Annotated in this window: 19 protein-coding genes and 3 pseudogenes; 13 read left to right on the top strand and 9 right to left on the bottom strand. The window is 66.8% G+C overall.

What is annotated here, in order from left to right; translation table 11 throughout:
• The first annotated feature begins 96 nt into the window (after positions 1-96).
• The 3 genes from NATOC_RS18080 to NATOC_RS18070 all read left to right on the top strand — a co-directional run bounded on the left by NATOC_RS18080 (position 97) and on the right by NATOC_RS18070 (position 2,693).
• Positions 97-591, top strand: coding sequence for a Mov34/MPN/PAD-1 family protein (locus NATOC_RS18080; RefSeq protein ID WP_015322930.1), 495 nt, complete (start codon positions 97-99; stop codon positions 589-591).
• Between the two features lie 85 nt (positions 592-676).
• On the top strand, positions 677-1,114 hold the full coding sequence (locus NATOC_RS18075; RefSeq protein WP_015322929.1) for an adenylyltransferase/cytidyltransferase family protein: 438 nt from the start codon (positions 677-679) through the stop codon (positions 1,112-1,114).
• Positions 1,115-1,325: 211 nt separating this feature from the next.
• Positions 1,326-2,693, top strand: coding sequence for a YncE family protein (locus NATOC_RS18070; RefSeq protein WP_015322928.1), 1,368 nt, complete (start codon positions 1,326-1,328; stop codon positions 2,691-2,693).
• 10 nt (positions 2,694-2,703) lie between these two features.
• Here NATOC_RS18070 and NATOC_RS22525 read toward each other — a convergent pair whose 3' ends face one another.
• From NATOC_RS22525 to mobA, 3 genes are all read right to left on the bottom strand, one after another.
• Positions 2,704-2,859, bottom strand: a complete 156-nt coding sequence (locus NATOC_RS22525; RefSeq protein ID WP_015322927.1) for a hypothetical protein — start codon at positions 2,857-2,859, stop codon at positions 2,704-2,706.
• 66 nt (positions 2,860-2,925) lie between these two features.
• Positions 2,926-4,653, bottom strand: coding sequence for a dihydroxy-acid dehydratase (gene ilvD, locus NATOC_RS18065; protein ID WP_015322926.1), 1,728 nt, complete (start codon positions 4,651-4,653; stop codon positions 2,926-2,928).
• Between the two features lie 94 nt (positions 4,654-4,747).
• Positions 4,748-5,386: a molybdenum cofactor guanylyltransferase gene (mobA, locus tag NATOC_RS18060; protein ID WP_015322925.1), complete on the bottom strand. Its 639-nt coding sequence runs from the start codon at positions 5,384-5,386 to the stop codon at positions 4,748-4,750.
• Positions 5,387-5,583: 197 nt separating this feature from the next.
• Between mobA and NATOC_RS18055 the strand changes: the two genes are divergently transcribed.
• Both NATOC_RS18055 and NATOC_RS23215 read left to right on the top strand, forming a co-directional pair.
• Positions 5,584-6,744 (top strand): glutathione-independent formaldehyde dehydrogenase, encoded by a 1,161-nt coding sequence (locus NATOC_RS18055; protein WP_049888844.1) that lies wholly within the window; start codon positions 5,584-5,586, stop codon positions 6,742-6,744.
• Between the two features lie 220 nt (positions 6,745-6,964).
• Positions 6,965-7,311: pseudogene (locus NATOC_RS23215) on the top strand (DsrE family protein).
• Positions 7,312-7,355: 44 nt separating this feature from the next.
• On the opposite strand, the gene NATOC_RS22520 reads toward NATOC_RS23215, so the two are convergent.
• Complete coding sequence (locus NATOC_RS22520) at positions 7,356-7,523, bottom strand: hypothetical protein (protein WP_015322923.1); 168 nt, start codon at positions 7,521-7,523, stop codon at positions 7,356-7,358.
• A gap of 126 nt (positions 7,524-7,649) precedes the next feature.
• On the opposite strand from NATOC_RS22520, the gene NATOC_RS22515 reads away from it, so the two are divergent.
• A complete protein-coding gene (locus NATOC_RS22515) occupies positions 7,650-7,808 on the top strand; it encodes a hypothetical protein (RefSeq protein WP_015322922.1) in 159 nt (52 codons plus the stop codon).
• Here NATOC_RS22515 and NATOC_RS18045 read toward each other — a convergent pair.
• The gene (locus NATOC_RS18045; RefSeq protein ID WP_015322921.1) at positions 7,803-8,933 is read right to left on the bottom strand and encodes a CobW family GTP-binding protein; all 1,131 of its coding nucleotides are present in this window, start codon (positions 8,931-8,933) and stop codon (positions 7,803-7,805) included. The genes NATOC_RS22515 and NATOC_RS18045 overlap by 6 nt on opposite strands.
• A 408-nt stretch (positions 8,934-9,341) precedes the next feature.
• Positions 9,342-9,527: a hypothetical protein gene (locus NATOC_RS22925; RefSeq protein ID WP_245549717.1), complete on the bottom strand. Its 186-nt coding sequence runs from the start codon at positions 9,525-9,527 to the stop codon at positions 9,342-9,344.
• A 25-nt stretch (positions 9,528-9,552) separates the two neighbouring features.
• Between NATOC_RS22925 and NATOC_RS21360 the strand changes: the two are divergent.
• The 3 genes and pseudogenes from NATOC_RS21360 to NATOC_RS18025 all read left to right on the top strand — a co-directional run.
• Positions 9,553-10,018, top strand: a pseudogene (locus NATOC_RS21360) (histidine kinase); the annotation flags it as partial.
• Positions 10,019-10,095: 77 nt separating this feature from the next.
• Positions 10,096-11,079, top strand: coding sequence for a beta-ribofuranosylaminobenzene 5'-phosphate synthase family protein (locus tag NATOC_RS18035; RefSeq protein WP_049888970.1), 984 nt, complete (start codon positions 10,096-10,098; stop codon positions 11,077-11,079).
• 708 nt (positions 11,080-11,787) lie between these two features.
• Positions 11,788-12,111 carry a transcription factor S gene (locus NATOC_RS18025; protein ID WP_015322919.1) on the top strand — a complete coding sequence of 108 codons (324 nt, stop codon included), beginning with the start codon at positions 11,788-11,790 and terminating at the stop codon, positions 12,109-12,111.
• 4 nt (positions 12,112-12,115) lie between these two features.
• Here NATOC_RS18025 and NATOC_RS18020 read toward each other — a convergent pair.
• Positions 12,116-12,495: pseudogene (locus tag NATOC_RS18020) on the bottom strand (FAS1-like dehydratase domain-containing protein).
• Between the two features lie 215 nt (positions 12,496-12,710).
• Here NATOC_RS18020 and NATOC_RS22045 point away from each other — a divergent pair.
• The 3 genes from NATOC_RS22045 to NATOC_RS18010 all read left to right on the top strand — a co-directional run bounded on the left by NATOC_RS22045 (position 12,711) and on the right by NATOC_RS18010 (position 15,613).
• Positions 12,711-12,851 carry a hypothetical protein gene (locus NATOC_RS22045; protein WP_015322918.1) on the top strand — a complete coding sequence of 47 codons (141 nt, stop codon included), beginning with the start codon at positions 12,711-12,713 and terminating at the stop codon, positions 12,849-12,851.
• A gap of 1 nt (position 12,852) precedes the next feature.
• Positions 12,853-14,196, top strand: coding sequence for an MFS transporter (locus tag NATOC_RS18015; protein ID WP_015322917.1), 1,344 nt, complete (start codon positions 12,853-12,855; stop codon positions 14,194-14,196).
• Between the two features lie 91 nt (positions 14,197-14,287).
• On the top strand, positions 14,288-15,613 hold the full coding sequence (locus NATOC_RS18010; protein WP_015322916.1) for a DNA polymerase Y family protein: 1,326 nt from the start codon (positions 14,288-14,290) through the stop codon (positions 15,611-15,613).
• Here the strand turns inward: NATOC_RS18010 and NATOC_RS18005 are convergent.
• Positions 15,610-16,266, bottom strand: a complete 657-nt coding sequence (locus NATOC_RS18005) for a uracil-DNA glycosylase family protein (protein ID WP_015322915.1) — start codon at positions 16,264-16,266, stop codon at positions 15,610-15,612. The two genes, NATOC_RS18010 and NATOC_RS18005, sit on opposite strands and share 4 nt — an antisense overlap.
• 78 nt (positions 16,267-16,344) lie before the next feature.
• Here NATOC_RS18005 and NATOC_RS18000 point away from each other — a divergent pair, with 78 nt between their 5' ends.
• On the top strand, positions 16,345-16,836 hold the full coding sequence (locus NATOC_RS18000; RefSeq protein WP_015322914.1) for a metal-dependent hydrolase: 492 nt from the start codon (positions 16,345-16,347) through the stop codon (positions 16,834-16,836).
• A 318-nt stretch (positions 16,837-17,154) separates the two neighbouring features.
• Here NATOC_RS18000 and NATOC_RS17995 read toward each other — a convergent pair whose 3' ends face one another.
• Positions 17,155-18,027, bottom strand: coding sequence for a COX15/CtaA family protein (locus NATOC_RS17995; RefSeq protein ID WP_015322913.1), 873 nt, complete (start codon positions 18,025-18,027; stop codon positions 17,155-17,157).
• Positions 18,028-18,158: the final 131 nt, after the last annotated feature.

Genomic DNA, 18,158 nt, shown 5'->3' with positions numbered 1-18,158 from the left:
TTGTTTGTGACGGGCGCGTATAACCCTTGTTAAGCCACCCGGCTCGGCGGGTGGTCTTTCGGAACGTTTAGCAACCGCAAGCCCGGATGGGTGGGTATGGGGCTGTTCGACGCGCTGTTTCGCTCGAGCGAGATCCTCGGGATCGCCGAGGAAACCCTCGAGTTCGCCATCGAGTCCTCCGAGGCGGCCCACCCCGACGAGTATATGGGATTTCTCCGGGGCACCGAGGCCCGTGAGCTCGGCCTCGACCGACGAGGACTCGTTATTACCGACGTGCTCGTCGTGCCGGGAACCGAGGCCAACAGCGTCAGCGCGACGGTTCGGACGAGCCAGATACCCAACGACGTGAAGGCGCTCGGGAGCGTTCACTCCCATCCTAACGGCGTGATCAGCCCGAGCAGCGCCGATCTGGAGACGTTCGGCCGCGGGAGCGTTCACGTCATCATCGGCGCACCGTACCGACGCCACGACTGGAAGGCGTTCGACTCCCAGGGAGAGCCGACGACGCTGAACGTGATCGACGTCGAGCTTCCAGAGAGCGACGATTTCTTCGATTTTACCCAGGCCGACATCGACGAGGACCTACAATGATCCGGAACGCGACGACCCCGCTCGAGGCGACCGACGACTCGGACCCCGATCGACGACCGGCGACGGCGGAGGCGAGATCGACGACATGAGCCGCGGCCGCACCGTCATCGCGCAGGGAACCTTCGACATCCTTCATCCGGGACACGTCCACTACCTCGAGGAGGCCGCCGCGATGGGCGATCGCCTCTATGTGATCGTCGCCCGAAAGGCAAACGTCGACCACAAGGAGGCGCCGATCTGTCCCGCGAGCCAGCGACGGGACGTCGTCGACGCGCTCGAGCCGGTCGACGAGGCCCTGCTGGGCCACGAGGAGGACATCTTCGTGCCGATCGAGGAGATCGATCCCGACGTGATCGCGCTGGGCCACGACCAGCACCACGACGCCGACGCGATCCGGGAGGCGCTGTCGGCACGAGGACTCGACTGCGAGGTCCGGCGGGCGAGCGCGCGCGAACCCACAAGCGAGGACGAACTCCTCTCGACGCGGCTGATCATCCAGCGCGTCCTCGAGCGCCGAGGGTAGGATCGGCGACGTAGGTATCGGCAATATTTTCGACGTCGTTCGGACCATACCTGCGGTTCACGGCTCGACGCCGTCGCGGTCGGTTTTCCTCACGGCTGACAGGACTGGACGGATTCAAATCTTGCCTCCTTCTATGCCGAAAACGCCGTTTTCGAGCAGTAGAGGGCCTAAAACCCGTAAACTTTTGGGTCGTGAGTTCCCAGTATGGCGTATGCAGACGACGCCTACTCGACGACGATTCATCGCCGGCGGTACGGCGGCAGGTATCGTCGCCGTCGCCGGCTGTGCCGACGAGGCCAGCGAGGACGAACCGACCGACGAAGAGAGCGAAACCGACGACGCCGACGGGACGGACGCCCCCGAGGAGGAGAGCTACGAGGTCTGGGCGCTCGATCAGGGGACCGACACGATCCACATCTACGAGCCCGAGGAGGGTGAGGGTGAGTTCGACCGCACCGAGTGTCTCGATCTCCACGACGTCGGCGTCGACATCGAGGACGACGCCGACATCGTTCCGCATATGATCGATTTCAGCTCGGACTACGAGTACGCCGCCGTCGCCTGTACGGCCGGTCGTCGCGTCCTCGTGTTCCGAACCGAGGACTACGAGCTCGTCGGCGACGTCGAGACCGGTCCCGGCTCGCACATGGCGATCTTCGCGCCAGACGACGACTACATCCACGTCGACGTCATCGACGAGGAGGCGGTCGCCCGCGTCGAGGCCGACCTTGAGGCCGAGTCCTTCGAGGAGGTCGACCGCCTCGAGCTGCCGGAGGACGAGACCGTCCAGGAGGCCGGCATCGAGTCCGCGAGCCCGATCTGCCACCAGTTCGACGGGCAGGGTCGCTCGATCCACACGCTCGGTCCGAGCTACCACGACGCCGGCGTCGTCATCGTCGACCACGACGACTTCGAGGTCGAACGGGCCTACTCCGGCGATGAGCTGCCGGCCAACTGTGGCACCATGCCCCACTTCGAGGACGGGAAGTTCTACCTCACCGCGGGGCTGCCCTCGGATCCCGAGGAAGGCGAGGACGGCGTCGGTGAGTACTACGTCTACGACGTCGAGGAGGACGAGATCGTCGTCGACGGCGAGAGCACAAGAGGCGTCGACGCTCACGGGTTCTGGTTTACCCCCGACGGCGAGGAGCTGTGGGTGCTGAACCGCGAGACCAACGACGGCGTCGTCGTCGACCCCGAGACCGACGAGGTCGTCGACGAGATCGAGGCCTTCGGCCCCGACCAGGCCGACGACCCCGAGGAGCGAGACGCCCCGGACATCATGTGGACCTCGCCCGACGGCGAGTACATGTTCGTCACCCTGCGGGGTCCTGCGCCGCTGTCGGGCGACCCACACGCCGCGACCGGCGTTACTCCCGGGTTCTCGGTACTCGACGTCGAGAGCCGCGAAATCGTCGAGGTTGTCGAGCCGGATCCGATCGACGACTACGCCGACGAGGAGATCGAGGCCGCACAGGAGGGAGCGGAGGACGCACCCGACATTCCGGACTTCCACGGGCTCGGCGTTCGTCCGATCGGCGACGCCGAGGGCGAGATTCCGAACTCACCGCCGTTCTGAACCGCCGTCGCTAGTTTTTGATCACGAAGCGGGGGGGACGCGGGATCGAATCCACGGTGTGTCCAGTCTCGACGAAGTGCTCGATCGCCTTTCTCGAGACGTCCTGCTCGCTGTCGTCGTCGCCCGTACTCGCCTCCCAGTCACACTCGAGACAGTACTTGTGCATCCCTCGGCTCTGTTCGATAGTCGGGGACGGGGCCGGGAAAGACCCGTGCAGGAAATCGAAGGGACGTTACTCGCGTTTGACGCCCGGATTGGTTACGGCACCGTTCGCTGCCGAGTCGAAGTCCCGGCCGAACTTCGCCAGCACGCCGGCGTCGTAGGCCGGCTCCGGCCGGTCCCACTCCTCCCGTCGGGCCTCGAGCTCCTCGTCGCTGGCGTCGACCGCGAGGGTGCGTTCGGGAATGTCGACGGTGATCTCGTCGCCGTCCTCGAGCAGGCCGATCGGGCCGCCGACGAACGCCTCGGGGGCGACGTGGCCGATCATCGGCCCCCGCGTCGCGCCGGAGAACCGCCCGTCGGTGATCAGGGCGACGTCGTCCTCGTGGCCGGCGCCGACGACCGCGGCGGTAACGCCGAGCATCTCGCGCATCCCCGGGCCGCCCTGGGGGCCCTCGTTGCGGATGACGATCACGTCGCCGCTCTCGATGTCGCCCTCCTGAACGTACCGCATGGCGTCTTCCTCGTTCTCGAAGATCCGGGCCGGCCCCTCGTGGTGGAACTGGTCCTCGCCGGTGGCCTTGAGGACGGCGCCGCCGGGCGCGAGGTTCCCCGTCAGGATCTTGATCGCGCCCTCCTCCTGTTTGGGCTCGTCGACGGTGTAGAGGAAGTCGGCCTCGAGGTCCTCGTCAGCGGGCAGGTCGAGCTCCTCGAGCTCCTCGGCGATCGTCCGCCCCGTGACGGTCATCGCGTCGCCGTGGAACAGGTCGGCCTCGAGCAGCCGACGGATCACGACCGGAACCCCGCCCAGCTCGTGGAGGTCGTTCATCACGCGGGCACCACCGGGCTGGAGATCGACGATCTTGGGGGTTCGCTTCGAGATCTCGTCGAAGTCCTCGATCTCGAGGTCGATCCCGGCCTCGCGGGCCAGCGCCAGCAGGTGGAGCACGCCGTTGGTCGAGCCCCCGATCGCGGTCTGGAGCGCGATGGCGTTCTCGAAGGACTCCCGGGAGAGGATATCGGAGGGACGGCGGTCCTCCTCGACGACTTCGACGGCGAGCTCGCCGGCTCGCTCGGCGACCGCGTAGCGCTCCTCGTCCTCCGCGGGCGGCGAGGCACTGCCCAGCGGGGCGAGCCCAAGGGCCTCGGAGATCGATGCCATCGTGTTCGCGGTGAACATCCCGCCACAGGAGCCGGCGCCGGGACAGGCGTTGCGCTCGAGTTCGTCTAGCTCCTCGGCGTCCATGTCGCCGGTGCCGTAGGCGCCGACGCCCTCGAACACTTGGACGATAGTGACGTCCCGTCCCTCGTGCTCGCCGGGCATGATCGAGCCGCCGTAGAGGAAGACGGAGGGGAGATCCGTTCGGATGGCGGCCATCATCATTCCGGGCAGGTTCTTGTCACAGCCCCCGACCGTAACCAGGCCGTCCATGCGCTCGCCGAAGCTGACGAGCTCGACGCTGTCGGCGATCAGCTCCCGGGAGATCAGCGACGCCTTCATCCCCTCGGTCCCCATCGAGATCGCGTCCGAGATCGTGATCGTCCCGAACTCGATGGGCATTCCGCCGGCCGCGTCGGCGCCCTCGAGCGCCGCGTCGGCGACGTCGTCGAGGTGGACGTTACAGGGTGTGATGTCGGCCGCTGGGTTGGGGACGCCGATCAGCGGCGAGCCGAGGTCCTCGTCGTCGAACCCCATCGCGCGAAACATCGCGCGATGTGGTGCCTTCTCGGCGCCCTCCGTGACCTCGCGGCTCTGAAGGCGCTCGTCTTTCCCATGTTCGAACCGGTCATCGCTGCTCATGGTCGGATCTTGTCTCGGGGGGACATAAGTCACGCCTTCTCCTCAAGGGTTGCTGGCGATCGGAAACCCGGCTAACGGGTTCGGTCGGCGATCGTCAGCTCCGGCTCCGCGCCTCGAACCGCTCGGCAGCCTCCCGGAGTGCTGCCTTCGTGTCGATGCTCTCGAACGTCTCCTCGGCGACGTCCGCGAGTTCGTCCTCGCCGACGACGACGGTGTCGAGCTCCTCGAGGGCGGCGAGGATCCGTCCGTCCTCGCGCTCGAGGACGTCGGCGCAGGCCCGGGCCATCGGTTCGGCGCGGTAGACCGCCTGGGTCGTCTGGTACCAGCCGTCCTCGAGCTTGACGAGCGCCCCGTCGTGGTCCCGTGCGCGGTCGGCCAGCTGCTCGATCAGGGCGGGATCGACGAACGGCATGTCGCAGGCGACGACCGCGCCGTACTCCCGGTTGGCGGCCTCGAGCCCGACTGCGATACCGGCAAGCGGTCCGCGATCGGGCTCGGGGTCGACCGCGAACGTGACCAGGTCGGGGAAGTCGGCCATCGCCGCCTCGATCGCCTCGCGCTGGTCCTCGCGGCAGTTGATCACGAGCTCGTCGCAGACGGTCGCGAGCCGATCGGCGACCCGTCGAATCATCGGCGTTCCCGCGAGCTCCGCGACCGCCTTGTCGTCCTCGCCGAACCGGGTCGAGTAGCCGCCCGCGAGGACGACCCCCGACAGTGAACGCTGGGAACTCATGGCCGGAGCTTGGGGTGGCGGGCCGTAATAGCTGTCGGGCTCGGTCCGGAACCGACCGTTCGCTTGATTCGTCCACCCCGAGCGATGCTAGTGTAGCAGTATCAGATAGCAAGAGCACACAATTCTTCAGGGACCGATCACAGCAAGATTTACCGTCGGCATCGTACCACCGTACCGTGGAGAGATACCAAATGTCAATGGACGCTGTCGTATACCAGGGGCCACACGAGGTCGCCGTCGAAGAGGTAGACGAGCCGGAGATCGAACACCCGAACGACGTCGTCGTCGACATCACGACGACCGCAATCTGTGGGTCAGACCTCCACATGTACGAGGGCCGAACCGCCGCCGAGGAGGGGATCGTCTTCGGCCACGAGAACATGGGGGTCGTCAGCGAGGTCGGCGAGGCGGTCACGAGCCTTGAGGAGGGAGACCGAGTCGTCATGCCGTTCAACGTTGCCTGCGGGTTCTGTCAGAACTGCGAGGAGGGGTATACGGGGTTCTGTACGAACGTCAACCCCGGGTTCGCGGGCGGCGCCTACGGCTACGTGGCGATGGGTCCATACAAGGGTGGACAGGCCGAGAAACTCCGCGTTCCCTACGCCGACTTCAACGCACTGAAACTCCCCGAGGGCGACGCACACGAGGACGCCTTCGCACTGCTGGCCGACATCTTCCCGACAGGGTGGCACGGCACCCGGCTCGCGGATCTCAAACCGGGTGAGTCGATCGCGATCTACGGGGCGGGGCCGGTGGGGCTGATGGCCGCCTACAGCGCGAAGCTACAGGGTGCCGCCGAAATCTACGTCGTCGATCGGGTTCCGAGCCGCCTCGAGATGGCCGAGGACCACTGCGACGCCCACGCGATCAACTTCGAGGAGGGTGACCCGGTCGAACAGATCGTCGAGGCCCACGGCGACGAGGTCGACAAGGGCGTCGACGCCGTCGGCTACCAGGCGATCGACCCCGAGACGGATCCGGGCGACGACGCCTACGATCCGGCTCGCGAGAACCCCGCGGTCGTGCTCAACCAGCTGATCCAGACGGTCCGGCCGACCGGCGCGATCGGCGTCCCGGGGCTGTACGTCCCATCCGACCCCGGCGCGCCGGACGAGATGGCCGCTCAGGGCCGGCTCGGGATCGACTTCGGGAAGCTCTTCGAGAAAGGCCACCGGTTCGGCACCGGCCAGTGTAACGTCAAGGAGTACAACCGCCAGCTCCGGGATATGATCATCGAGGGGCGGGCCGACCCCAGCTGGGTCGTCTCCCACCGGGTCGACCTCGAGGAGGCCCCCGAGATGTACGAGCGCTTCGACGACCGCGAAGAGGGCGTCGTCAAGGTCCTGCTCGAGCCCTGAAAGGGCGACCGATCGTTCCCGACGGCGAAACCGGGGACAGGTCGTGGGTTCGGAATCCCCGATCGATATTCGACCTCATTTGTTATCTGTTATTGCACAACTGCTGTATCGGCGTGTCACCTTCTGTTCCGTATTGCTGCCTGGTAACGCCGACATCTGGCATATATTTCCAAAACGGGCAACCAGGTGGGAAATAGTATTGTGTGAATTATACACTAAAATGGTGGAAGTGACCGACGACGTCGAACACACCGGTATCGTGCTGGAGACCAGCGACCCCGAACGGGCCTGGAACGCGTTCCGACTGGGGATCACGGCGCTCGAGGACGGCCACGACGTCTCGGCGTTCCTGTCGGCGAGGGCGTCGAGGCAGCGGAGATCACCGACGACCAGTTCGACGTCAGACAGCGCATGGAAGCGTTCGACGAGGCGGGTGGGGAGCTGCTGGCGTGTGGCACCTGCCTCGAGATTCGCAACAGCGACGAGAGCGAGGTGTGTCCGATCTCGACGATGAGCGACCTCCTCGAGGCCGTTACGACGGCGAATCGGGTGCTGACGATCGGCTAACGGCGGCCCCCGACCACACCGTTGGCAACGACTCGCCCGCGTGGCTACCGTCGAAGCCAGATCTTCGGATGCGCTTCCCGGAGGTGGCACTGGTACCGCTCGATCAGATCGGGGTACGTGTCGTCGACCGCGTGCCAGCCGCAGTGATCGCAGGACCGTTCGACGACGTCGGTCCGACTGTCGACGTACGCCCCGTTTCGTTTCGGAGTCATGTGCTCGTCGGGTAAGCGCCCTCGGGGACGAAGCGGTATGGCTCTTCGGACCGATCGCCGAACCGCAGTCTCGAGATCGCCGGGGCGACGGCAAAACGTATGTCGGCGTCGGTGCTATCCCGTTCCATGTGCAAGTACTGCAACTACTCGTTTACCGACGGCTGGGGACAGCTCCTCGAGTACGACGACGTCTACCAGAGCGCCCTCCCCGAGTCGGTGACGACGCAGTCGACGCACGGCTTTCACGAGTCCTGGGACGAACTCAGCGAGGAACTCGAGTCATAGCGGAAACGGATCCGCCCACTCCGTCTCGTCCGCCCGCTCGGCCTCGACCAGCAGCGACTCGAGTTCCCTCCGAATTCGATCCTCGTCCATCTCGCGCCCGATGAACACGAGCTGGGTCCGTCGGTCGTCGTCGGGTCGCCACTCCCCGATCGGTCCCGCCTGCACCGCGGGACCGGCCTGACTGAGACCGATCACCTCCTCGCGGCCGGCGACGTAACAGACGCCCTTCGCGCGGACGATCGACCCGTCCCACTCCTCGAGCCACTCGCCCAGCTCGTCGGGCCGGAACGGGTCGTCGGCCCGGAAGACGAACGAGGAGACGCCGTGGATGGCGGCGGCGGACTGCCCCGGACCGTGGTGGTGGCCGTCGTCCTCGTGGCCGTGTTCGTGGTCCCCGCCGCGCAGCTCGCGTTTCCACCCCTGGGAGCGCTTCGCGTCCTCGAAGTCGAAGCTACCGGTCCCGAGTACGCGGTCGGGCTCGACCTCGGAGTACGTCGTTCGTACCCGTTCAGCCCTGGGCTGGAGGCGATCGACGACGTCCTCGATCTCCCCAAGGACGTCGTCGGGAACCATGTCGGTCTTGTTCAACAGAAGGACGTCACAGAACTCAACTCCCTCGACCAGCACCTCGCTCAGAGGCCGTTCCGCGTCGGGCTGGGCGCTTTCGGGCAGCGTCGCGCCGGCGTCGAACTCCTTCCAGAAGCCGTAGGTGTCGAGAACGGTCACCATCGTATCGAGTTCGAACAGCTCGGTCGGATCGATCTCGCTTTCCTCGGTGCCCTCGAGAAACACCCGTGCGACCGGGATCGGCTCGCTGATCCCCGACGATTCGACGAGCAGGTAGTCGAACTCGCGGGTCTCGGCGAGCCGACGGGCCTCTTCGAGCAGGTCGCCCTGCAGTCGACAGCAGATACAGCCGTTCGAGAGGTCGATCACGCCCTCGTCCTCGTTCTCGCGGGCGATCAGGTCGGCGTCGACGTTGATCTCGCCCATGTCGTTGACGATCACCGCGATCTCGTACCCCGCCTCGTTCGTGAGCAGGTGGTTGACGAGCGTCGTTTTGCCCGCACCGAGGTAGCCGCTGACGATCGTCACCGGGATCCGATCGGCGTCCGTTCCTGTCATGTCCTACCGCTTACCACGGAAGCCGACTACTAAACGGCGCGGGTCGTTCGGGTTACACGAGATACAGGCAAAAGCCCACGACTTCGGTCGTGGGATGAAGCCGTCACTGCTGGCACGAACCACGCGTCTCAGCTTGCCCGCATCACCAACACAATCTGAAAAGCCAACCTCTTCGGCGAACTCGTGCTGGTTGTTGATGTGGAAGCGAGCGAACGAGCCGATCAGATCTGGCTTCTCCTCGAGCGCGGCGCGGTTGAAGTAGAAAAAGAGCGGCCGAGCGAGCGGGGAGTACTCCCCGCCCTCGATGTACTCCTCCTCGGGCGGGTAGAACTCGCCGTCCTGGTCGCTTTCGACCTCGACGGCTCTGAGATCCCGTCCTGTTCTTGCAGACTGCGGAGGTGGCCGACGCTACCTCGGCCCAGCGCGTACTCGTTGTCGGCGACGGCGTCCCGGATCTCGTCGGTCTGGCTCGTCGCGGATGTTGCTCATCTCGCCGTTGATGTGTTCGGTGAAGTAGTCGAACGTGCCCGACGCGGAGTCCCGGCTGTGCAGCGCGATGTCCTCGTGGGCCAGTCGTCGCGGACGTCGCTCCACTGCTCGACGTCGGACTCGAACTGCCGTCGTCTCGCGGATCTTTCGTGTGACGCTTCGATCGCCCGGGACCGCGGAAGGGCTCGGCGTCTCCCGGGAGGACTGTGTCGACTACCACTCCAGTGCCCGCCAGCTCGAACGGATCGCCGACCACGCCGTCAAGATCGTCCGGCTGGCGCTCAAACTCGAGGACGTCCCCGAGCCAGTCGCGGACGCGCTGTTGGCCCTCCACGAGGACGCGGCGGCGATTATCGAGCAGTCGATGGACGCGCTGTTCGCCGAGGAGAGCGACGACACCAACGGGGACGGTACCGCGCGCTCGAAGCCGTTCCCGAGATCGATGAACACACTCGTCGCGTCGACGAGCTGCTTGGGATCTCGATCCCGTGCAGGCCCAATCGCTTGGACTCGTCCTCGACTCGCTGTCCCGCAGCGCGGACTACGGCGGGAACGTTGCCGAGTCGGCCCTGCAGAAGGCCCCACCGCGCCCCTGACCGGACGTCCGCTGCGGAGTCAGTCGTTGTCAGCGTCGAAACCCCCTTCCCGACCGGATTCCTACGGCGAGAACACGATGACGACGGCGACCGTCAGCACGGGTGCACGCCTCCACGTCGGCTTCCAGAACCTCTCACTGGCCCGTCGCCGCCTCTACGGCGGCATCGGCGTCGGCCTCGAGCAGCCACGCGTGACTGTCGTCGCCGAACCCGCGAGGACGGTCACGGCTCCCGACTCACTGATCGCCGAGTACGCCCGACGGGCCGTCGACGCGCTGAACGTGTCGGGCGTCGACCTCTCGCTCGAGGAGCGCCTGCCCCGCCACGTCGGGCTGGGGAGCGGCACCCAGCTCGCGCTGGCCGTCCTCGCGGCGACGGCCCGGGCTCACGGTCTCGAGCCCCGCGTTCGAGAGCGCGCGCCCGAGATGGGCCGAGGCGGGCGCAGCGGGATCGGCGTCGCGACCTTCGAGGACGGCGGGTTCGTCGTCGACGCCGGCCATCCGACCAGCCGGTTCACGACCGAGCCGCCCGCGGAGGGCGACTGGACGGTCCCTCCGGTGGTCGCCCGCCACGACCTGCCCGAGGACTGGCGCTTTCTGATCGTCGTCCCCGACGCCGACCCCGGACGCAGCGGCGAAAACGAGGACGCCAGTATGCGCGCGGTCGTCGAGCGAGCCGACCCCGCGGTCGCCGACGAGCTCGCGGGCGTGGTCACCCGCAAGCTCTTGCCCGCCGCGGCCGAGGGTCGCCTCGAGGCGTTCGGCGAGGCGGTCGCCGAGATCGGGCGCAAGAACGGCTCCTGGTACGCCGACGCCCAGGGTGGGGTCTTTCGACCGCCCGCGGGCAAGCTCGTCGCCACCCTCGAGAACTGTCCCGTCCTGACTGGAGTGGGCCAGTCCTCGTGGGGCCCGGTCGTCTACGGGCTGACCGACGCCGCCCACGCCGACGAGGCCAGAGCCGCGGCCGAGGACGCCCTCGCGGACGGCGGGTTCGGCGGGGAGGTCGTCCTCTCGGCCGCGGCGACCGGGGGAGCGACGGTCGCGGTGGAGACGGAGCGGTGAGTCGACCCTCGGCTGGTCGATCGGACGCAACCCCTTCAGAACGCCCATGAGAGTCGTCTCGCCGACGGGGTTCGACTCCTCCAGCAACGGCAACAGCGCGAAAGCCCACGCGTTTACCGACAGTCACAGCGGTCAGCGTTCGGGGTGGTGTCCCAGGTTCCGATAGCAAACGACACGCGCCAGAGTTCGGCGGACGATCGGAGTACGTCCCCCCACGAAGCCGCGACGCGTTCTGCCGGGCGTCTGCGAACTGCGGGAACGGTTTCCGAGCGTGGACGTTCGGTGAGGACCGTGCCACAGCGTGGACACGCATGCTGGAGGTAGTCGCCGCACGTGTGGACTACCCAGTCGTCCTCGATCGGACTCGCGTGGTCGCACTCCCAGCAGAACAGCATCGATTTCCGACGAATCGGGTCGGTACTGCTGTCGTCGTCCGGACGGGGAGGTGCCATCCCGTGAGAGGAGACCGAGAGGATGGATAGTTCTGTCTACCACCCTCATTGGCTTCTTAAAGGAATTAAACGTGGTCCCCCCTGCTGAACGAGCGTCCACGAGTGGGCCGAGCGGCGGACGCTACGCGGGCGGTCGCCGTAACAGGACAGCGGCACGCGACGGGATCGAGAGCGAGAAACTCCAGCTTGCTGCTGTTGGGTGGGACACAGTGTCCGAGCGAGGGAGTTTTGTCGCTGTGCGTGCGTACGTGCGGACATGCAGTTCTGCGACGACTGCGGTTCGATGATGAAAGCCGACGGCGACCGCATGGTCTGTTCGAACTGCGGCGCCTCGAACGAGCGCGACCGCGAGGCCGAAAGCGAGTTCGTCACGACCGAGTCTCAGACGGACAACGAGGTGATCGAGTCCAGCGAGGACGCGAACTTCGAGGGCAAGCCCAAGGCGACCGACGTCGTCTGTGACGAGTGTGGCACCCAGGAGGCGTGGTACACGCTCAAACAGACCGCCTCGGCCGACGAGCCCCCGACCAGGTTCTTTAAATGCACGGAGTGTGGCCACCGCTGGCGCGGCTACAACTGAGCGGCTACTTCCAGATCAGCCCCTCGGCGGTCGCCGTCAGCACCGTCTCGCCGGTCTCGTTCTCACAACCGACGTCGACCACCAGCTCGTAACGATCCTCGCGCTCGAGAACGTCCTCGTAGGTCCACCTGCAGGTGATCCGTTCCCCGGTGTAGACGGGCTGGCGGAACTCGAAGGCCATCGAGGTGGCCAGCACCTCCTGGTCGCCGCCGATCTTGGTCGGTAACGTCGCCGTCAGCAAGCCGTGGACCAGCAGCCGCCCTGCGGATCGGGCTCGGTGTGACGATCCTGGGTGTCTCGGGAAAGCTCGGCGAACTGTCGGACGTCCTCGGTGGTGAACGCGCGCTCGAACGTGTGGGTCTCCCCTTCAGTCGGTCGCTGCATACGGTCTCGGTTCCCACTCCCGTGGGAAGCACCTCGACCTTTCGGTCGCGACTCGAGGACGGATGCTCGTCCAGTCGCCGTCCGAGCAATTCGAATAAAGATCCTAATACAGACTCCATTCGATTGAAGACGCCACGTTCGAATCACGGTACCCCACAATACTGGATGTTTGTAAACAGATACCATTATAATATTTAGACTACTGTGGATAGAACATGTATCACGAGACGTTCGGTTGCGCTCCGCGCGGATTTCACAACGGTCTGTTGCTCGAGTCGGATCGGACGAACGACCGGGAGACGGCGGACGCCGAGTCCGAGCGCACCGACGATTCGACCCTCGAGGTGAGCGTCTGAGATGTCCAGCGGGGAGCCGTCCGACCCGTCCTCGGCCGGCGTCCGCGGCGGTCCGAAACGAGCTCTCTCGGTGCTGACGTTCGGCTACTTCGTCGGGTTCGCCGGCGTCGTCGTCTACGGCCCGGTCGCCTCGGAGTTCGAGGACGTCCTCGGGCTATCGGGCGTGTTGCTCGGACTGCTCGTCGCGGCGCCACAGCTGACCGGATCGCTGCTCCGGATTCCTTTCAGCGCGTGGGCCGACAGCGTCGGCGCCAAAAAGCCCTTCAGCGTCCTCCTCGGGCTCTCGGTAGTTGGGATGGGGGGACTGCTGGCGATCCTGGTAGCGGCCTACCCCGACGGACTCACGCTCGCGCACTACCCGCTGATCTTTCTGTTCGGCTCGCTGAGCGGCTGCGGGATCGCCGCCTTCTCGGTGGGGATCACCGACACCGCCTACTGGTACACATCCGAGCGCCGCGGGACGATGCTCGCGCTGTTCGCCGGCCTCGGAACCACCTCGCCGGGGCTGTTCACGATCGTCTCGCCGTTCGCCCTGCTGGCGTTCGGCCTCACGGGCACGTACGCCGCGTGGTTCGCGTTCCTCCTCGTCGGGACGATCCTCTTTGTCGTCTTCGCCGTCGACTCGCCGTACTTCCAGTACCGCAAGCGCGGCCTCGACGAGCAGGAGGCCAGGGACCGCGCTCGCGGAGCGGGCCAGGAGCTGTTTCCGGGCGGCGACGCGCTGGCGTCGATCCGCACGGCCGCGACCATCCCCCGCTCGTGGCTGCTCACCGCGATGTTTTTCGTCTCCTTCGGCGGCTACCTCGCGCTTACCACCTGGTTTCCCTCCTACTGGAGCAATTTCCACGGATTAGACGTCCGCACGGCCGGCGTCGTCACCGCGCTCACCTTCACGCTACTGTCGGCGCTCTTTCGGGCCTCCGGCGGCGCGATCAGCGACCGGGTCGGCGGCGAGGTGACGACCATTGCGAGCTTCGGCCTGGTCGTGCTCTCGACGCTCGCGCTGGTGGGAACCGCGAACCTGTACGTCGCTGTCGCCGCGACGGTCGTCCTCGGGGCCGGATTGGGAATCGCCAGCGCGGCGATCTACCAGCTCCTCCCGCGATACGTCCCCGAAGCGGTCGGGGGCGCCTCGGGGCTCGTCGGCGGCCTCGGCGGATTCGGCGGGTTCGTCGTCCCCCCGCTTCTGGGACTGTTCGTCGACCTCCGGGGCGTGAGCGGGTACGCGACCGGGTTCGTCGTCTACCTGGTCCTCGGTCTCGTCGCGCTCGGGATCGCCGTCGCGCTGTATCGCTCGGAGCCGACGACCGTGCCGACGGAGACGCCCGCACCGACGGGCGACTGACGTCCTCGAGCGTAACCCCTGCCCGCGGAGGTCGATCCGCGATCGGCGACGGGCGCAACGTTCACAACCGTCCGCCCGAACTCTCGGATGAATGGCAGACGGGCCGCGACTTCCAGGGATCGAGGACGACGAGGACGAGGAGGAGCCGATCGTCCTCCACGTCGACGCGGACTGCTTCTACGCGTCCTGCGAGCGGTTACGCGAGCCCGAACTGCGGGGCGAGCCCGTCGTCGTCGGGATGGGGTACGAGCCCGGTGAAACGAACGGGGCCGTCGCCACCGCCAGCTACGAGGCCCGCGAGTTCGGCGTCGAGAGCGCGCAGGCGATCTCGACGGCCCTCGAGCGACTCCCCCGCCGTGCGGCTCTGGAGAGCGAGGCGCCACGCGCCTCGGAACATTCGAGCGGATCACCGCGAGACCCGGACGCGGACGACCACGACCCCGAACTCGCCGAATCGGAGACGGGCCACTACCGCCCCGTCGACATGGACTACTACGAATCCGTCGCGAGCGACGTCCAGGAGATCCTCCACGACTGCGCCGACGTCGTCCGCGAGGTGAGTATCGACGAGGCCTACCTCGAGGTTACCGACCGCACCGCCTGGGAGGTCGCCGACGGCTTTGCCCGCCACGTCAAAGACCGCATCCGCCGGGAGGTCGGCATCGTTGTCAGCGTCGGCGCGGCGCCGACGATGAGCGCGGCCAAGATCGCCAGCGACTTCGACAAGCCCGACGGGCTGACCGTCGTCCGTCCGGGCGAGATCCGGGAGTTTCTCGCACCGCTCGAGGTCGACCTGCTCCACGGCGTCGGACCCGTCACCGCTCGCGAACTGCGGGAGATGGGCCTCGAGACGGCCGGCGACGTCGCCGCGGCCGACCCCAAGCCGCTGGTCGAACGGTTCGGCGAACGGGGCCGGGAGCTGTACGATCGCGCCCGCGGCGAGGACGACCGACGGGTCGAACCGAAGGGCGACCCCAAGAGCTTCTCGCGGGAATCTGCGTTCGCCGACCCCGTTTCCGAGCCCGGTCCGAAGTACGAACAGATCGAGACGCTGGCGGCCGCGGTCGCCGACCGCGCTCGCCGGGAGGGTGCGTTGTACCGGACCGTCGGCGTCAAGGCCGTGTTGCCCCCGTTCGACGTCAACACCCGCGCGCGCTCGCTGCCCGGCCCGGTCGACGAGCCGGCGCTGGTCGAGGAGATCGCCCGGGAGCTGTTCGCGGAGTTCGAGGACGAACCGGTCAGAAAGCTCGGTGTCAGGGTCGCGAACCTCGAGTTCGCCGCAGCTGACCAGGCCAGCCTCGACGGCTGGGCGGGGACCCCCGACGCCGACGAACGGGACCGGGACACCGACGCCGACGCCGACACCGAGCGGGACACCAACACCGACGGCGGACAGTCGTCGCTCGCGGACTTCTAGCCGACCGTCGTCGCGACGCCTTTCGTCTGGCGGTAGTCCCGTCCGAGGATCGCCTCGAGACGCGCGCGAAGCGCTTCCTGCTCCGTATCCTCCCACTCGGCGGGCTCTCTAATCGGGACGATCAGGAACCCCCGGCCGCGGATCTCGGTGGCGTGTAACGACGCCATCTCGAGATCGAGCCGGCCGCGCTGGGTGGTGTACCCCTCGAGGACGCGGTCGGTCGCTTGCTCGCCGACGGGCATGAGGATGTGGGCGTTGATCGCCCGCAGCTCGGCGTCGAAGTACCGCTCGAGGTCGGCGTAGGACTCCTCGCTCGGGGTCTCGCCGGGCGGCAGCGTACACATGTGGACGTAGCTGGCGAACAGGTCCTCGAAGACGGGCTCGTCCCGCGTGCCGTCCTCGAACCCGACCTCGCGGAGGACCGCCCGCAGCGGTTCGACTTCAGGGGCACTGAATGGGACACCGTCGTCGGCGCCGCCGTGGACGCCGGGGTGGTCGCCGATCAGGTGGAAGTCCGCGTTGGCGTCACCGTAGCCGAAGACGGCGGGTCGGTCGCCGGGAGGGCTCCGGTCGAAGGGCGGTCGCATGCCGAACGGGTTGCTCGTCCTGTCGGTGACGTTTTGCACGGCCGGAGTGAGGGGATCGGGGCCCATAACGACCGCGGTTGGGTCCGAGCCGTTCGATCCTCGACGACGGGAAACTTATCAGCGATCGGGATCCAGGTAGGAAGGATGTACCAGCACGGCCACTACGGCGCCGCGTTGCTCGCGTACGCACCGCTCGGCGCCGCCGTCGGACTCGCCGGCTTCGAGGCCGCGGCGATCGTCGGCGGGCTCGTCTGTGTCTCGCTGTCGACGCTACCCGACGTCGATCATCGGCTCCCGCTGATCGCACACCGCGGGCCGACCCACACTCTCGCCTTCGCGGCGCTGGTCGGCGCCGCCCTCGCCGCGGCCGCCTCCGTCCTCGTCGAGGCTGCGTCGCCGCTGATCGACGTCGTGTTCGTCGGCTTTGCCTTTCTCGTCGGGACGCTCTCGATCGGTTCGCACCTGCTGGCCGACGCGCTGACACCGATGGGAATCAGGCCGTTCTGGCCCCTCTCGAGGCGACGGTACACGCTGAACGTGACGCCCGCCAAGAGCCCGGTGGCGAACTACGCGTTGCTTCTCGTCGGCGTCGCGGCGACGGCCGCGGCCGCGGGGATCGTGGTCACGGCCGGATAGCAGCAAACGATCGTACTAATTTCTCTATTTGATACTCTGGTGAAGATTGGGTTACGCATAGCGAACTTTTTTACCGAGGGCATCGGCTGACGCCGAAGGCGTCAGCCTCAACCCCCGGCAAAAACTTCGATGAAAAAGCCGACGGCTCGCCCATCCGGCTCGCCGTCGGTGAAACGCCTCGCTTCGCTCGGCGTACGCTTCTCCGACCCGCTCCGCTCCATACGCACTCTCCGTGTACCGAATCGACCGATCAAGAGTCACGAAACAGATCAAAAACGAACCCGTCTTCTCAACGACCGAGAAGCGAGAGGAGAGCGATCAGGCGTCTCGAGCGCCAGTCGCGGATCGGCTCCTCCAGATCCCGACGACGAAGGCGACCAGCAGCGCCAGCGCGGCGACCAGATAGAGATCGTCAAGCAGCGGACTGTAGGTCATCACCGCCTGGCGACCGAGGTAGGTGACCACGAGCGCCAGAACCGCCGACACCGAAAGCAGCCCCAGCAGCGGGCCGTCGTCGAAGCGCCAGCGACCGCCCATCACGGCAACGATCACCGCCGCAAGCAGGGCGAGGGTCACGCCGTACTGGAGCAGCTGGACCGTCGGCGAGTAGCTCGAGACGAGGCTCAGATCGGTCGGGCTGAGCGCGACGTGGGCCGGCAGGGCGAGGACGCCGACGCCAAGCGCCGCGGTGACGTGGCTCGCTCGCAGCGAGGCCGCCCAGACCAGCACGGTCGCGACGACGAACATCGTGAAGATCACCACTGCAGTCCAGAAGTGCAGTGAGAGGATGTCCATCGTGTACTGGGTAACCGTCTCGCGACCCAGAACGACCTGGATCGGCGTCAGGATCATCCCGCCGACGACCAGCGCCGTGACGCGCTTGTCGATCGACGGCGAGCGCCAGGCCGCGACCGCGGAGCCGATGATGGCGAAACCGGCGAACATCGCGACGAAGCGGTGGAACCACTCGTAGAAACTCGGCAGGTTCGCGGGCAACAGGTTGTACGGGCCGGCGTCACACTGGGGCCAGTTCGCCTCGCAGGCCAGTCCCGCACCGGTTGCTTTCGCCGCGACGCCGAGCAGGATCGTCGCTGCGACCAGCGTCAGCGTCGCCGCGAGCAGATGCGGGAAGCCAACGCGAGCGATCAGCGGGCGCAGTCCGAGACCGGAGGTGTGGCTGTGGGTCGACACGGGCGTTCTGGCGGGGGTTAGGACCACCCGTATTTAGATTTCCCGAGTCGAGCCCGAGCCGTCGCGGATTCGTCCGGTTCGCTGCGCACGGACCGAACTGGTTCGTCGGATTCAAGGCTCGTCCCCCGATA

It is taken from the genome of Natronococcus occultus SP4 (assembly GCF_000328685.1).
Taxonomy (GTDB): Archaea; Halobacteriota; Halobacteria; order Halobacteriales; family Natrialbaceae; genus Natronococcus; species Natronococcus occultus.
Note: the sequence above shows the minus strand (reverse complement) of the source record. Positions and strands in the feature narration are given on the sequence as shown.